We start from the raw sequence: 15,144 nt of genomic DNA, 5'->3' as shown, positions 1-15,144 counted from the left end.
ACCTATTTTATAATCCTGACGCTTTCATTATTTTTTACATTGACAGCATTGGCCTCGTCCATATCAATATGCATCTCTAAGGCATCTTTATCAGAAATTCTAAGGAGAACATTTTTCAAAACAGCTCCCCTTTCCTTTCCCAGCTCAACATCGACCAGCTCTCCATCCTTTAATCCAAGCTTCAATGCTATATTGGGAGGCATATGAATATGTCTTGATGCTACAATTGTCCCTTGAGATTTAATGATTCCGCCTTTCGGGCCAATCATCTCAATGCCAGGCGTACCCTCTAACTTCCCAGATTCTCTGATTGGTGCCTTCACACCAAGAACATAGGTATCACTTAATGATATTTCTATCTGCGTTTGTTCTCTTAAAGGTCCTAAAACTCTAACTTTTTCAATTTGACCTTTCGGACCCATTAAGGTGACTACCTCTTCAGCTGCAAACTGGCCAGGCTGCTTCAAAGCTTTCATTTTAGTAAGCTGTGAATCGGTTCCAAATAAAAGATCCATATCACTTCTGCAAAGATGTACATGCCGATTGGATACTCCTATTGGTATGACCAGATTCTTGTTAGAGAGTGCCTCAATGACCAATTTTGTAATGATTTTTATTAATTCTTCTTCATTGGTTATATTCAAGGTACTCATAACGAACTCCAATTACTTAAAGTGCCTTAGGAAGAAGGTTTTCAACATCTGTATGAGGTCTTGGAATAACGTGCTGAGATACGATCTCTCCAACTTTATCCGCAGCACATGCGCCTGCATCAACCGCAGCCTTTACAGCACCTACATCGCCTCGAACCATGACAGTAACCAATCCGGATCCAATCTTTTCATATCCGATCAATTTAACGTTAGCAGACTTTGTCATAGCATCTGCTGCTTCAATTGCACCAACCAATCCTTTTGTTTCAATCATTCCTAATGCTTCGTTCATGATAATGTCCTCCTATTAATCATTTTTAATACAAGTGTTCGTTTTTAATTTATTTTTTCGTTTTTTCTCCACTTTTTTTAGCGGACTTTCTTTGTGAATTTTTTGGTTTTACTTCTGATTTTTCTTTTTTTATTTCAGAAACATTTTTTTTTGATTTTTTTTCTTCGTCCCTTATCTCTTGATTTTCTCTTAAATGTGCATCAGAATCCAATCTTTTTCTTTCCTCTGAATCTTTACTGAGCGGATCAGATTCTTCTATGAAATCCGCTTTCAAATCTGATTTCATATCCGGCTGCATCTCTGCTTCCATCTGCTCTTCGTTTTTGAGCGTATCATTTAAGACAATCTGTTCGTCTAGAGAAACTTCAGAGATCGGGCAGCCAACTGTCTGGTAATTTCTTATCATAGACTCAAGATCATCAGACGGTCTGGCGATCACTTTCGTCCCCGCTACTCTTCCTACCTTTAACGCAGCTGCACTGGCAGCTTCTATAGCTGCTTTTACAGCACCGACATCGCCTTCTACCTTAATTACAGTTCTTCCAGAGCCTTTTACCAACTCATATCCTACCAATGTAACGTTGGCAGATTTTACTGCTGCATCAGCTGCTGTAATCGCTGCTGCTAAACCAATCGTTTCAATTAGACCAAGGCTTTTCAGCATTACAAACTCACCTCCTCATGCAAACCTGTCGCTTACTTATTCACGGAATGTATTAAATGGCATTCTTTTTACCAGGCGGGCACTGTTTTGTCCAATCGCTCTGACTTTTTCCATCCCATCATTTACTGAAATATTAAATAGTGGTGAATCCTTTCTTAATTTTTCATAATGCAAAGCCACAGATCCATCCGATACGCCGATCCCAACTCCAAGCCTTGATTGCTGACAGGCGTCGTATGCCATCTGAATATAATCGCTGCATTTTTCCACTAATATTACTTCATAAGGGATTCCTTCCTCTTCAATGCCATAGCATATTTGATTCAGAATGTTCTTACCGCTTAAAGCCTTATTTGCATGAATAATGATTGTCGGTCTTGACTCTTCATTTAACAACATAATTAACCATCTTTCTCTGCTGCAGACAAAACCAAGCCTGTAGCAACTGCATTTCTTGGTCCCTCAACACCTCTGATATTTGCACGTCCTGAAACAACCCTATACTGTGCAAGCGCATTGGTTACAAGCTGAGGTATTTCAAAATCCAAAGCAGAACCTCCAACAAGAACTACAAATTGTATATCTCTTACATTACTTGTAGGACTGACTTTTCTGAGTGCTCTGATTGCATTTGTTACAAAAACCTTTTCTTTTGCAGTTTTTCTTATTCGTTTAATTTTCTCAATGGAGTAATCTCCTTCAAGCGGTATCATTTCACCTTCTTTTAAAATAACCACCTTTGCAAATGCACTTGCATCCAAAGGCTTTTCAAAAAATTCCACGGTTCCATTTTCATGTCTGATATGAAATAGACTCTCAACTTTTGCAAGAGGGTATTTTTTGATGTCCTCAGCTAAATTAAAATCCTTTAGTCCTAGCTCAGACTGAATTAACATGGTTACCATATTTCCGGCTCCCGCTAAATGAATGGATTTTATTACACCGCTTGAGGTGATAATAGAAGCATCGGTTGAACCGGCTCCCATATCTAGTATCGCAAGTGGCTTATTGGTACCTGGAGTTGTAAGCGCACCCAAAATTGCCATATCCGCCTCAACACCGCCTACGATTACAGGTACATCAATCTTTTCTGTCAATTCAGCTGCTATGAGCTCCATCTGTAATTTGTTGGCTTTTACCATTGCTGCAATCCCTACCGCACTTTCCTGAGAAAATTCATTTGCTAAGCCGCCCTGCACTTTTTGAGGTATATACGTATCAACAGCAAGCAAATCACGAATCTTTATTTCTTTTGGATGCTGTCCGGTTAATTTAGACATGACCTGACGAACTCTTTCAAGCATCCCGCCTGCATTTGTACCAGCCTCGCCTTTCACATCCTCAATATCCAGTGCTGCATTTACCATCTCCATAATTCTCTCAGAACCTTCATCTACATTTACTTTAAATGATTTGGAAGCGCTCATGATCTCTATCGCGCCTGCCGGGATTTTCTTTTCCTTTATGTCTCCTTCGGGTGTCTTAATCACTACAGCAGATCGATTTCCAATCAATGCTCTTGCAATCGGTACGACTTGTTTTGTTTCCTCAGAGCTTAAGCCAAACATCGTTGCTATTCCATATGGGTTTGACAGAACTTCCACAACGCCGCCTACGCTGGCGACTTCAACTGCACATAGCATTTCAAGTGGAACTTTATCAATGAGTTCGACCTCATCGACAATCGGTATTTTTTTCTTTAATCGATTGTTAATTAAAACTCCGTCGTCTTTTTTAACAATCGCCGCTGTAATATTTTTCTTTTCGGACAATTTGTTTATTGTTTCCGCCGCAATCTCAAAATCTACAGAAGTCGGAATCACAACTATATAGTTTTTCTCTTCTTTTTCATTGTTTAAATCGGTCAGCAATATCGTCTCGCCAACTCCTATGCCAATGCCTCCCGGTGTTTTAGGATTGTGACCAATCATAGTCGATTCTGTAATGATCGTTTCCGTAATGGTTTCCATTGCGACATCTCCGATGACCGGAGCTGCTTCATTCACTCTTATTTCATCCAGATCATCCAAACGCAGCCCTGATTGCTCCAAAGCATTTGTAAGTGATTTAAACAATCCACCAATATTAGCTGAGGTTCCTTTTATTCCGGTTGTAGAAACAATACTACTGCCAAGAAATTCAACTTTATTCTCTGTGATTTTTCCGATTGCTGTTTCTGTAGTAGCATTACCGATATCTATGCCCGCAATAAATTTCATAAGGTCCTCCATCCATCGACTACTTAATCTCTTCTTAATCTTCCTCGTTTGCTGTATACTTCTGCTGCTTCCTTTACTAATGTCGCATTAATGAAGCAGCCATACGTTTTTTCTAATTCCTCTGCAATCTCGTAAAGCTCTTCTTTCGTCGAACGATACGGTCTAAGTGCATTGTAAATTTCAAGGAGTCTATCATCCGGTACCGTAATCAATTCCGACGCTCTTCTGAGATTCGCAGCAAATGCGTCCCTGCCCACAGATTCTGCAACCTGCGCCTGCAGCTCTAATGTTTCAGGCGCAATTCTCATATCTTCTGAGGTTAATTTGCCATTTAGTACTTGCTCAATCGTCATATCTGAAAGCTTTTTCCCCGTCGGTGAAAAAATTTTATCTGACATTTTATCGCCGAGCGGGTAATGATCAGCAGTAATCTTTTCTGATACGCAGTCATCCCCTTTCACGGCTGCTGCATTGCCTGACATCGCTTTCATAACTTCCTCTACTATTTGTTTCATCAATAGTTCCTGATTCATCGTTCACCCTCCTATTTGAAGTCTACTTTTAGCAGCTGCGGCTTTTTATTCATGTCAACATACTCTGTTTCTTTAATATGAAGCAGTGCAGCAATTGCTTGATATTTCGGTCTTGCCATTTGGTCATTTCTAACAGGAACTGGCGCAGGTGACTCTCCTTTTGCATATTTAGCTGCATTTTTTCCTATTTTTCTATAGGTATCAAGATCGATCAGCGGCGCCTGAGAAAAGAGCTCAAGATTGGCAAGCGGGAATAAATATTTTTGATGAATCACCGTTGTACCCTTCGACTGAATGCCAATACCGATTCCGGAGCCGCTGATTTTTGCAGAGTCATGAGCTACGAACGACACATCAGACGTCCGATATACTTTTACAACTCGATACTTTACGCCTTCCTCTTCAATACCTGCAATGACTTCTTTCAGCACTTTATCGTGTGGAATGCCTATAATTGTTTTCGTCTGGTGTTTTCCAAAAGCTGCTGCAACACCAATTACGACTTCATTTGGAACACTTCCTTTTTCAGCATCTCCCACTTCAGTAATAACCAGTTTACTGTCAGGATTTACAGCCTCTGACACCACTGGTTTGTCTTCCTGCGGTGACATTGAGTCTAAATTCATTTCTTTTAAGACATCTTCGATGATATCTTTTAAAATTTTTTCATCAAGTGCCATAATTCCACCTCCTATTTCACATCTTCCGGGCTAACAGCATTACGTATGTTTTTAATCTGTTCCCATCTATCTTCACTCATTTGATATCCGGTTTGTGGACCGTGATAATTATTAGGATAGTTCACAGCACTAATTACATGGAAATTCTCATCAAGAATTGCAGAAGTATGTAAATAATCTCCGGCAATTCTTTGTTTAAGCATTTTAAAGATGCTGTCGGCAACATCCGGGAATCCTGCACTGTTCAACGCTTTAACAAAATCCACGCCGGTTATTTTCTTTGCCATCATTTCTTCAATTGCTTTGATATCTGCCGCTTGATCTCTATCTGGCATATCCTTGCTTCCATGAGCATAAGTAGCGCATTCCACTTCTTCATCCGTGACTTCAGGCAGCCCCAGCTCCTTAAACAGACCCTGCATCACTCTCGCTGCCTTATTTCTTGCTGAAATTACAGCTTCTTCATCAACCGGCTGCAATCCGCCATCAATTTTTAAATCCCTTTGAATGATATTCCAATCATCATAGTCCTCAGCATCCCAATTGGATCCGGCAAACATATTATCGTAGTTTGGCGTAGAGCTATAGCCAGAACAAATAAAATCAGTACCGGGAACCATCTGCATTAGCGAACGTGCACATCTTCGTAAATCAGAATGTGTAAAAGTTTGGTCGTTGGATGAAGCGCATTCCAAATCCAGCGCCATAGCAATTAAATTTTCTGCCAATATTGCACGTATGCCTCCGGGAACTCCACCAGGTACTCCAACACAGCTTACAGAACCATTCTGTATCCCTTGTACGCCTGCCCCTTTTGTCACATATAAACAGCGCGCTTCCAAATACAGCATTGATTTTCCTTCTGCATATCCCATCTGCACTTCGGAACCGGTACCTGAAGTGAAACGCATTTTCAGCCCTCTTGAAGCATAACAGGAAGCTAAAAATGTCTTAGAATACGGTGTATCGTCTCCGTCCATAAACACGGATTCTGTTCCATAAACAGACACCGTTTCTGCATAAGTGGTAAATCCTCTCATACCCATAATTAATTCAGTTGCTTCTTCAACCGCACATTGGGTAAGAATTCCCGGTCTTCCGACTTGCGCCCCGATGAATATCCCCATTGCATTAAATGGAGCAAGTCTTGCTACTCCAACGGTCGTTTCCTGTTCATCAAATCCTCTTAGAGCAGCCTCCGCCGCATCAGCGGCAATTTGAACAAAAGAGTCTTTTACATTTGTTACATGGCACTGGTTGCTTGGAATCAGTCTGGCTCTCATTTTTGTCACAGCCATCATCATTTCCAAAACATTCATCTTACCGACAACTTCAGCAATCTTTGCAGGAGTCATGGATAAAGTTAAGTCTAAAATCTCTTTTCTCGGAACATTGATATCACACATTTTGTGTGCGATTTCCAGCGAATCCATTGCCATCACTTTTTCAGCATTATCAAGCCTGATTGCATAATCTGCAATGTAGGTATCCAACATGTCGAACTCATCTCTTGCTTTGCCATCTAATTCTATAATTTTTCCATCTTTTAGTTTAATGCTTGGTTTCGGATCGAAGGGACTATTCATTGCAATCAAACCTACCTCCGGCCATTCCGTTACAAAGCCATCTTGATTTACTGGTCTGTTTGCTAATACTTCAAAACGTTTTGATCTTTTCATCCTCTTGCTCCTTTCAAAATCTATAGTATATAAGGCGTAGTTGTTGATTCAAGCGGACCACCGCCTAATGCGCCAAGTAACTGCTTACCAACATCTCTCGCTGCTACAATCGCTTGTTTAACGGCTCCGGAATCACCGGAGAATGCTAAAATAACTTCGTTTGAATAACTCGTTCCGCCATTTGCCGGGCTGGAATACGCAAGCACATCTACAGTCGCAGCTTTCACTGCTGTATCTGCAAGTACAACCCCGATTGCTGCCGGTGCGCCTACTGTGATACCAAATGACTTTCCGATTGGTGCACCAAATGCTTTATTCAAGGCAAAGCTTGCTCTTGCTGTATATTGAAATTCAAGGTGCCCTGCCGAAGTCCCGTATACATCCCCGAAAGTTCTGTCCAAATCTTTCAAGCACACTTCAACGGCTCTTCGTACATCGGATACATCCTCTGCACCGAAGATAATCAAGGAACCATGTCCTGCTCCACCTTCCGTATCTCTTGGCAGTTCAATGGATAAAATATCGCTATTCGTAGCTTTTACCGCCTCATCTGCCGCAAAAATCTGAGGCCCCGCCCCTGTTCTTCCGCCTATAATACCGATTGACCGATATTTTTTGTCAATGCCCATCTTTTCATGGATTTGGTGGTCTACATTTGCAATGACTAACCCAATCGTATTTCCAACAGCAGTCCCGACAAATTCAGTTAATCCGCAACAGCCAACCGCACAAGCTTGTGATGCAGGCTGTTCTTTTACTTGCTCATTGCGGTCAACCTTCTTCATCACTTCTTCTACAATTTTGCTCATCAATTCATCTTTCATCTAAAATACCTCCATACTCGATTCTTTATTTGACTCATTGAATACCGTTTAAGTTTTCTGGTAATGGAACCTCCTTTTTCTGAATTTTTGCTAAATCGTTTTATGTAGGGTATTATATAGAAGCGAAATAAAGATCACGATGAATTTTCTTGGTGATATCATGCATTAAATTGCCTAAAAAATCTTCATTTTAATAAGGAATTTTTTTGTCATGCAATGATTTGTAATGTGAATTTTTGCTTTTTAATGTATGAAAGTTTCATTAAAAGGATTTCAAATCAATTTTTTATAGGAAGAAGACAAAAATAGAAACTAAAAAAATGGAATAAATTTATTTGAACGATCCATCTCCTATAAATGGAGCTCTTTTAAAAGCCAAATAATTACTTATCCTATAAAATCCTAAAAATAAAAACTCTGCTTAAAGTGTAATTTTTTTCACTTCAAGCAGAGTTTTATATCTTTCATTTTTAATTTGCTTTTAAACATTTATCCCTATACTCCGAAGGGGTTATACCCACATTCTTTTTAAAGGCCTTGCTAAAATAATTGGTTTCGTTATAGGATAGTTCATACGCGATATTAAGAATCGGCATTTCTGTATAACGCAGCATCTCTTTTGCCAGCTCGATTTTACTGTTTGTAATATATGTAATAAAGTTATTCTTCGTCACTTTTTTAAATCGTTTACTAAAATAGCAAGCGCTCATATTTATATAATTCGCAGCTTCTTCTAATGTAATCCCAAATTTAATATTTTTGTCAATGTAATTTAAGACTTTAGTAATTTCATCGGAATAATGATAATCTTTATCTAATTCATCAAACATTTGTGTAAGCATATCTGTAACTAATAAATAAGAATGATACCTCATGCCATATTTATCGAATCTAAGTTTGACTTCTTTTGTTACCGTTTTAAAAATATCGATATTATCTAAGCTGTATTCTTCCGCGATTTTTGTAATGCCCTGCAGGTATCCTACGACCATATCACATCTTTGATTCGTATCCATCTCTTCATTATATATGTCATTCAAATACGATTTTGCATAAACGATGCACTTTTTATAAAGATGCTCTCTGATGCCCGCTCTTAATTGTTTTAAAGCCTCTTCAATCTTAGTAAACGGAACGTCCCTATCTACTATTTTTTCTTTTTCAATATAGGGCTTTGCAGTAGATAATAATAAATCCGGACTAAACGGTTTTAACAAATAACTATTGGCTTTTAATTTCATCGCAGCGTGAGCTACTTCCTTCTCACTCCTTGTTGTCGTCAAAATAACAGATACATCCGGATTTTTTATTTTTGTAAATTTGACAAGACTCATTAGGTTTAAACCTGTATTTGAAAAATTAGAAATCAGCAGATCAATGACGCTCGCATCTAATAATTTATAAGCCTCTTCATTGTTTTCTGCTTCAAAGACATCTTTTACATTATTAAAATGATGTTTCAAAATATCTTTGGTGACATATCTTTCAATTTTATCATTGTCTACAATAAGCACATTACACATTCTGCTCCCTCCAAAAGTTTATTCCGTAAATCATTTTACTATATACTATTGATAGGTAATTTTAAATTCACCACAGTGCCTACTTCGTCAGTCAATTTTTTAATCACTAGTTTATATTTCTTACCAAATAACCCGATTAAGCACTTATTGATTTTATGTAGCTCAAAGCGATCCGTTTCTAAATTCATGATTGAATCTTCATTCATAATACTCTCAATCGTATCTGCAGGCATCCCAATCCCATTGTCTTCAATTGAAATAATTATGTCATTTTCTTTTTGGATGCAATGTATCTTTATTTCCCCTCCTTGTTTTTTTGGCTCTATCGCAAACTCGATTACGTATGCAACAATCGGCTGAATCATCATAAGGGGACAATTTACATTATAATACTGCTCATCCACACTTATTTCAAATTTTAGTTTGCTTTCTAACCGTATGCTCTGCAACTTTAAGTAATTTTCAACAAAGGTAATCTCTTCTCCTAATGTACTTATTTGATTGTTCATATTTTCGGCAGTATAGCGAAGCATATTAGCCAATATGTAAATTGAACTTTCTGTTTTCTTTGCACTTTCCAGGTAAGCCAGCCTTGAGATTACGCTTAGTATAGAAAATAAGGAAGAATATTTCATACCTGTTAAAGATAAAAATTTGCTTTCCTCTATTCTTTTCTCCAAATCAAGTCTGATTTTTTTCTCTTCTAGAATTTCTAATTGCTTTATCTCCAATTCATCCCTTGTAAATTGGATATCCCCTTTTTCCATTAGATTCTGCATATAGTCAAACATTAAATGAACTACTGCATTGATTCGATCTATAGAAATTTTATTTACGCTATGGGATGCTTCAATCATTTCAGGTGTATTCTCCCAATTCGATTTTCTCTCAATTACCTTTTCCAGCTGAATGGAATCCTTAAGATTTTCATAATTAGTACCAATTTGCCCTCCCATAATCGCTCCGTAATAATTTCCTTCATAAATTAGCGGCACTGCAAAATCAATCAAGCCTGCGTGGCAAATATAGACATGTGGTTTTCCTGTAATTGCCGCATGTAATCCACCATGGGCATCGCATTGGTAGCATAGGTCTTTAAAATTTGAATTCTTTCGACCTTTTGCACAAAATGCCGTAAATCCGCTCTGTTTTGTTACTGGATTTCCTTTATAATCCACTGTTATAAATGCCATCCCCACTGATTCAGCAAAATTATCTTGAATTCGTTGCAGCTCTTCTATATCAATCATGTCGTGAATAGATTTAATTGCCTCCATATCTTACCTCTCTTCACTTTTACCTTTTATGAAATAGTTGGATTTTTCGCTTAATTAATTATAACAAAAAAATATCATACTACAATGTATAAAAACTCTCGTAAAGAGTAAATTTTTGTCTATTATAAAAATTTATTAAAAATGCTCAGTGCATTATTATAAATTTATAATAATGCACTGAGCATTCATACTATATCTTATCGCAGAATACGGTCTACAATATGATTAAAATTATCGGAAACGTTCTAGTCTTTTGCGTCATCGCAGCAATTATGATATTCGCTGCAGGTGTTGATGGCAAACTATATGCCAAGGTCTTGGGTGGCATTGCGGCTTGTATGCCAATTGCTTACTTTTTAATGGATTATCATCAAAAAATAAGAATTGATGCATTCTTAAATCCTTCTGACACTTCCCTGCCTGGAAATTATCAAGTCTTACAATCTAAAATTGCGGTTGGCTCGGGAGGCTTTTTTGGAAAAGGCTTGTTTCAAGGCACGCAGAAAGAATTGAAATTCTTACCGGTTCAAAAATCAAACTTTATTTTCTCAGTAATTGTTGAAGAATTAGGCATGCTGGGTGGAGGAATTGTAATTGGACTCTACACTATGTTTCTCTATCGCATTATGCGGATTATTGATAATGCAAAAAATTTGTATGGTGCGCTTGTCGTAACCGGAATGTTCGCGATGTTTACCTTTCAGATTTTTGAAAACATCGGTATGACAATGGGGCTCATGCCGGTAACAGGCATCACGCTTCCGTTTATCAGCTATGGTGGCAGTTCTATCGTCACGAACATGGTTGCACTTGGACTTATTTTAAATATTGGAATGAGAAGTAAATTAATTAATTTCTAAATTATTTCTTTTGCAAATTTAAATCATAATCGCCGGCTCAGTGAAATTATCAATCCAATGTAAACAGTTTTAAAAACCACCTTAAGGAAAGCCCTGTTCGGCTTTATATTGAACAGCGCTTAAATATCCTAAGGCATATGCAGGAGGCTCATTGTTGAATTTTTTATTCATAACTCCAATTTCTTCTTTTGGTTCCTTTGGGAAGTTCTATAATATCACACCCCTTTAAATTAAAAAACAAAAAGTAGGCAAGGTGTTTATATTCCTTGTCTACTTTCATTTTACAACTTCAACATAGCGGGTAGTTTATTGTTTCGCACACTTTGCGAGCTCAACAGGACTTAAAGCCGATTGATTTACCACGCTGTATCTAAGTGCTTTTTATTTGCTTTTAAGCTTTAATAGAGAATTAGCTATTCTGTAGCACTACCTATTTCAAATCTTCCAGTGTGGTATTTAGTTTGACTTATCGTTTCGTCAGGCAGTGCTTTAATTAATCCCTCATCAACTTCTGAGACATCTAATACATAACTCCCGACATCTTTAGAATCATCATAAGGATGAGGTATTTTTGAAACTTTGGCAAGTTTATTTACAACTAGTGAATCAATTACAACTGCTCTTAAGATGAAACTTACTAAATACTATCGGCTGAAAGACAACACGTAATCACCGTTAAAACCGTAGTTTCCGTTGTAACTTTGGAAATAAAAATTGTGATCCCAATTATGTACATTTACATCATTATTATTGCCTGTATATATTGCAAATGTTTTATTTATCGCTACATCTGGAGTTTCAGGAGTTATGTCTAGTGTTACAGTATTTGCAATTTTAGAGCCAGAGGGTTTTCTAACATTCATATCCCAATATACATTACTGAGTTTATATGGATTAGATGAAAAAGAATAGTTGACATAAAGCCACTGTCCACTCCAACTCACTTTCGATTGGCGGTCACTAATAAACACATATGATAACGGACTTATATTTAGGCTATCATTCTGCTGTATTTTTATTCTTTTTATTTCACTTTTATCAATAGGTATACTACTTTCATCTGTAATTTCAACAACAGTTCCTCCTACATCTGCTGGAGTATCATTAGGATTTGGGGCCGTTCCTTTTACTACTCTTGTATATTGGCTGTAATCTTGAACACTCGCAGAAATATCAGTTGTCATTCCAAATGCAACTGTACTCATTGAAAATACAAATACTAGACCAATTGCAAGACTCTTCAATAAAGATAATTTTGATTTTAACATTTTTTTCTCCTTTTTAACAGTTCTCCTGTCATTTTAAATTTTAGAAATTGATGCAGTCCTAAAATTGATGATAAAAAACTCTCTTTTATGCGCGCGCATATAAAGTATATCAAAATTTTCTATTTTTATATGTCGAAACAAGGCGATAAATTCAAAATTTTTATATTATAAATAATATTAGATTATATTTCATAATAAAAAAAATAAGTAGTTTATTACATTATAAATAAAATCATAGATAAAATTTATTTTATTGAATTATAACAATCAATTCATTACAATTAGAAGGGTTTTATATCAGTAAAAATAAAAGGGTTCCTAATACTCTTTTATACTTTAGCTCCATTCCCATGTCCTTTCAATTTGGTTATTAACTTACTTAATTTCAAAAACCACCCACGCGTCTAATGAAGTGCACCCCAAATGTTAGACATTAAAATCTAATTTTTGGAGGTGCATTATTTATGTCTAGAAGAAGGAAGTTCTCTGATGAGGATCGCATGAAAGCAGTAACCATGGTTATTGAGCAACATCTGTCAAAGAAAGAAGTAGCACTACTATATAATACAGATGTATCTGTCATTAAAAGGTGGGTTAGCTATTATGAAGCCTTAGGAATTGAAGGAATTGTTTCAAAAGCCCAATATTATGATGGAAATTTTAAGGTTAAGGTTATAGAATATATGCATGAAAACGGTCTTTCAATAAGACAAACAGCTAGAAAGTTCAACATCCCGCAACATCCTACTGTTAGCAAATGGGAACGTATATATTACGAGGAGGGACCTGCTGCTCTTAGCCAAGAGCGTAGAGGTCGTTGTAAAAACATGGATACTAAAAAACAAGCAAAACCAAAACAGATGAATGAGCAGACAAAAGAAGATCTTATTGCAGAAGTTCAGCGTTTACGTATGGAGAATGATTACCTAAAAAAATTAAATGCCTTAGTTCAGGAAAGAATTGCCCGAGAGAATGGGAAATAGCTACCGTCATTGATGAATTAAGGCGGATACACAAATTGACGGATTTGTTGACATTCGCAAAAATGCCAAGGAGTACATTTTACTATTATCTAAAGCGTATGAAACAACAGAACAAATATGCTGAGGTAGAAGAATGTATTAAGCGAATTTTTCATGATAATAAAGGAAGATACGGTTACCGACGAATTACACTTGAGATGAAAAATCAAGGGTATAACATTAATCATAAAACAGTTTTAAAACTAATGAATAGAAATGGTATTAAATGTAAAATAAGAAAAGTAAAATATCGCTCCTACAAAGGTGAAGTTGGAGAAGTAGCACCAAACCTTCTACAGCGAAACTTTAAAGCTAATAAGCCAAATCAAAAGTGGGTAACAGATGTAACAGAATTTTCGTTACATGGAGAGAAAGTATATTTATCACCAATTCTAGATTTATACAATGGTGAAATCATTAGTTACAACATATCTAGAAGCCCTAATTTTAGTCAAACAATGGATATGCTAGATAAAGCGTTTAAAAAAATACCTAATAATATAGACCTTCTTCTGCATTCTGACCAAGGTTGGCAATATCAGATGAAAAAATATCAATTTAGATTAAAAGAAAAAGGCATTAAGCAAAGTATGTCCAGAAAAGGAAATTGTCTGGATAATTCAGTCATGGAGAATTTCTTTGGCATATTAAAGACAGAAATGTTTTACAAACATAAATTTGAAAGCACAGAACATTTTATTTTAGAGCTTGAAAGTTACATATACTATTACAATAACAGACGGATTAAAAGTAAATTAAAAGGACTAAGTCCTGTACAGTACAGGATTCAGTCCCTAAAGATTGCATAATAAACTGTCTAACATTTGGGGTTCAGTCCATAACGCATGGTTTTCTTTATACAAAAAATGCTCAGTGCATTATTATAAATTTATAATAATGCACTGAGCATTCATACTATATCTTATCGCAGAATACGGTCTACAATATGATTAAAATTATCGGAAACGTATGTACCCTTCTTATATACAATCGGAACGCCATTATTTGCGGCAATATGTATGTTTTCATCATATTGAATGACTCCAGCCATCTCCATGCGCAGAACCTCTGACATTTCTTCCAGACTGGGAAAACTCCCCTGTCCAAACAAATCCGCTTTTACTTTATTGACCACATATTTTCTCTTTGTAATCCCGTAATCTGTTAAGATACGGTCGACCATATCGGCATCCCGCAAGGATGCATATTCCGGAATCGCCACAATTACAGCTCGATCTGCTGCTGCTGCTGCGAGCTGTAATCCTCTCCCGATCCCCGTCGGTGCATCCACAATGATATAGTCAAACATCTCTTTTAGTTTTTCATAAAGAGCTGTTACCTTCTCTATTTCCACTCCGGTAGTCTCTTTGCCTTGTGCGGCTGACATGAGATAAAGCTCTGAAAAACGCCGATCTCTTATCAACGCTTGCTTCAAACGACATACTCCAGATAATACATCTGCAACATCATATACAACACGACTCTCCATTCCTAAGCAGAGATCAAGATTTCGTAAACCCATATTCATATCTAAAAGCAACACTTTTGCATCACGCTGAGCCAATACAGCTCCCATATTTGCTGCAAAAACTGTTTTGCCTACGCCTCCTTTTCCTGAGGCGATTACTATGACTTCGTTCATACTCTCTT

At 36.9% G+C, this 15,144-nt stretch carries 15 protein-coding genes; 2 read left to right on the top strand and 13 right to left on the bottom strand.

Going from position 1 to position 15,144, the window contains the following annotated elements:
- Positions 1–2: 2 nt before the first annotated feature.
- From U5921_RS11325 to U5921_RS11275, 11 genes are all read right to left on the bottom strand, one after another.
- Positions 3–653: a phosphate propanoyltransferase gene (locus U5921_RS11325; RefSeq protein ID WP_324823408.1), complete on the bottom strand. Its 651-nt coding sequence runs from the start codon at positions 651–653 to the stop codon at positions 3–5.
- A 16-nt stretch (positions 654–669) separates the two neighbouring features.
- Positions 670–948: a BMC domain-containing protein gene (locus tag U5921_RS11320; RefSeq protein WP_324825995.1), complete on the bottom strand. Its 279-nt coding sequence runs from the start codon at positions 946–948 to the stop codon at positions 670–672.
- 46 nt (positions 949–994) lie between these two features.
- Entirely contained in the window at positions 995–1,609 is a 615-nt protein-coding gene (locus tag U5921_RS11315; protein ID WP_324823406.1) for a BMC domain-containing protein, read from the bottom strand.
- 36 nt (positions 1,610–1,645) lie between these two features.
- Positions 1,646–2,008, bottom strand: a complete 363-nt coding sequence (locus tag U5921_RS11310) for a glycerol dehydratase reactivase beta/small subunit family protein (protein ID WP_324823404.1) — start codon at positions 2,006–2,008, stop codon at positions 1,646–1,648.
- Between the two features lie 2 nt (positions 2,009–2,010).
- Positions 2,011–3,828: a diol dehydratase reactivase subunit alpha gene (locus U5921_RS11305; protein WP_324823402.1), complete on the bottom strand. Its 1,818-nt coding sequence runs from the start codon at positions 3,826–3,828 to the stop codon at positions 2,011–2,013.
- 23 nt (positions 3,829–3,851) lie between these two features.
- Positions 3,852–4,361, bottom strand: a complete 510-nt coding sequence (locus U5921_RS11300; RefSeq protein WP_324823400.1) for a diol dehydratase small subunit — start codon at positions 4,359–4,361, stop codon at positions 3,852–3,854.
- A gap of 11 nt (positions 4,362–4,372) precedes the next feature.
- Positions 4,373–5,041, bottom strand: coding sequence for a propanediol/glycerol family dehydratase medium subunit (locus U5921_RS11295; protein ID WP_324823398.1), 669 nt, complete (start codon positions 5,039–5,041; stop codon positions 4,373–4,375).
- Between the two features lie 11 nt (positions 5,042–5,052).
- Positions 5,053–6,720, bottom strand: a complete 1,668-nt coding sequence (locus U5921_RS11290) for a propanediol/glycerol family dehydratase large subunit (RefSeq protein WP_324823396.1) — start codon at positions 6,718–6,720, stop codon at positions 5,053–5,055.
- A 20-nt stretch (positions 6,721–6,740) separates the two neighbouring features.
- Positions 6,741–7,544 (bottom strand): propanediol utilization microcompartment protein PduB, encoded by an 804-nt coding sequence (gene pduB, locus U5921_RS11285; RefSeq protein ID WP_324823394.1) that lies wholly within the window; start codon positions 7,542–7,544, stop codon positions 6,741–6,743.
- A gap of 470 nt (positions 7,545–8,014) precedes the next feature.
- Positions 8,015–9,067, bottom strand: coding sequence for a helix-turn-helix domain-containing protein (locus U5921_RS11280; protein WP_324823392.1), 1,053 nt, complete (start codon positions 9,065–9,067; stop codon positions 8,015–8,017).
- A 38-nt stretch (positions 9,068–9,105) separates the two neighbouring features.
- Positions 9,106–10,344 carry a PocR ligand-binding domain-containing protein gene (locus U5921_RS11275; protein WP_324823390.1) on the bottom strand — a complete coding sequence of 413 codons (1,239 nt, stop codon included), beginning with the start codon at positions 10,342–10,344 and terminating at the stop codon, positions 9,106–9,108.
- A 221-nt stretch (positions 10,345–10,565) separates the two neighbouring features.
- Here U5921_RS11275 and U5921_RS11270 point away from each other — a divergent pair, with 221 nt between their 5' ends.
- Positions 10,566–11,204 carry an FtsW/RodA/SpoVE family cell cycle protein gene (locus U5921_RS11270; protein ID WP_324823388.1) on the top strand — a complete coding sequence of 213 codons (639 nt, stop codon included), beginning with the start codon at positions 10,566–10,568 and terminating at the stop codon, positions 11,202–11,204.
- A 644-nt stretch (positions 11,205–11,848) separates the two neighbouring features.
- Here the strand turns inward: U5921_RS11270 and U5921_RS11265 are convergent.
- Positions 11,849–12,472, bottom strand: a complete 624-nt coding sequence (locus tag U5921_RS11265; RefSeq protein WP_324823386.1) for a hypothetical protein — start codon at positions 12,470–12,472, stop codon at positions 11,849–11,851.
- Between the two features lie 464 nt (positions 12,473–12,936).
- Between U5921_RS11265 and U5921_RS11255 the strand changes: the two genes are divergently transcribed.
- Positions 12,937–14,303 (top strand): IS3 family transposase gene (locus tag U5921_RS11255; RefSeq protein WP_417765010.1). Its coding sequence is split into 2 segments (ribosomal slippage): positions 12,937–13,414 and positions 13,414–14,303, totalling 1,368 coding nucleotides; the frame shifts between segments, so codons are not numbered across the junction.
- Between the two features lie 113 nt (positions 14,304–14,416).
- On the opposite strand, the gene minD is transcribed toward U5921_RS11255, so the two are convergent.
- Positions 14,417–15,136: a septum site-determining protein MinD gene (gene minD, locus U5921_RS11250; RefSeq protein ID WP_324823381.1), complete on the bottom strand. Its 720-nt coding sequence runs from the start codon at positions 15,134–15,136 to the stop codon at positions 14,417–14,419.
- Positions 15,137–15,144 lie beyond the last annotated feature (8 nt).

This window comes from Sinanaerobacter sp. ZZT-01 (genome assembly GCF_035621135.1).
In the GTDB taxonomy this organism is placed as follows: domain Bacteria; phylum Bacillota; class Clostridia; order Peptostreptococcales; family Anaerovoracaceae; genus IOR16.
The sequence above is the reverse complement of the archived record's forward strand: the minus strand, read 5'-3'. Positions and strand labels throughout refer to the sequence as shown.

What these genes read in the sequence shown, in the direction of transcription:
- U5921_RS11325 (WP_324823408.1), bottom strand. Translation starts at nt 653, where the DNA reads ATGAGTACCTTGAATATAACCAATGAAGAAGAATTAATAAAAATCATT.
- U5921_RS11315 (WP_324823406.1), bottom strand. Translation starts at nt 1,609, where the DNA reads ATGCTGAAAAGCCTTGGTCTAATTGAAACGATTGGTTTAGCAGCAGCG.
- U5921_RS11310 (WP_324823404.1), bottom strand. Translation starts at nt 2,008, where the DNA reads ATGTTGTTAAATGAAGAGTCAAGACCGACAATCATTATTCATGCAAAT.
- U5921_RS11305 (WP_324823402.1), bottom strand. Translation starts at nt 3,828, where the DNA reads ATGAAATTTATTGCGGGCATAGATATCGGTAATGCTACTACAGAAACA.
- U5921_RS11300 (WP_324823400.1), bottom strand. Translation starts at nt 4,361, where the DNA reads ATGAATCAGGAACTATTGATGAAACAAATAGTAGAGGAAGTTATGAAA.
- U5921_RS11295 (WP_324823398.1), bottom strand. Translation starts at nt 5,041, where the DNA reads ATGGCACTTGATGAAAAAATTTTAAAAGATATCATCGAAGATGTCTTA.
- U5921_RS11290 (WP_324823396.1), bottom strand. Translation starts at nt 6,720, where the DNA reads ATGAAAAGATCAAAACGTTTTGAAGTATTAGCAAACAGACCAGTAAAT.
- pduB (WP_324823394.1), bottom strand. Translation starts at nt 7,544, where the DNA reads ATGAAAGATGAATTGATGAGCAAAATTGTAGAAGAAGTGATGAAGAAG.
- U5921_RS11280 (WP_324823392.1), bottom strand. Translation starts at nt 9,067, where the DNA reads ATGTGTAATGTGCTTATTGTAGACAATGATAAAATTGAAAGATATGTC.
- U5921_RS11275 (WP_324823390.1), bottom strand. Translation starts at nt 10,344, where the DNA reads ATGGAGGCAATTAAATCTATTCACGACATGATTGATATAGAAGAGCTG.
- U5921_RS11270 (WP_324823388.1), top strand. Translation starts at nt 10,566, where the DNA reads ATGATTAAAATTATCGGAAACGTTCTAGTCTTTTGCGTCATCGCAGCA.
- U5921_RS11265 (WP_324823386.1), bottom strand. Translation starts at nt 12,472, where the DNA reads ATGTTAAAATCAAAATTATCTTTATTGAAGAGTCTTGCAATTGGTCTA.
- minD (WP_324823381.1), bottom strand. Translation starts at nt 15,136, where the DNA reads ATGAACGAAGTCATAGTAATCGCCTCAGGAAAAGGAGGCGTAGGCAAA.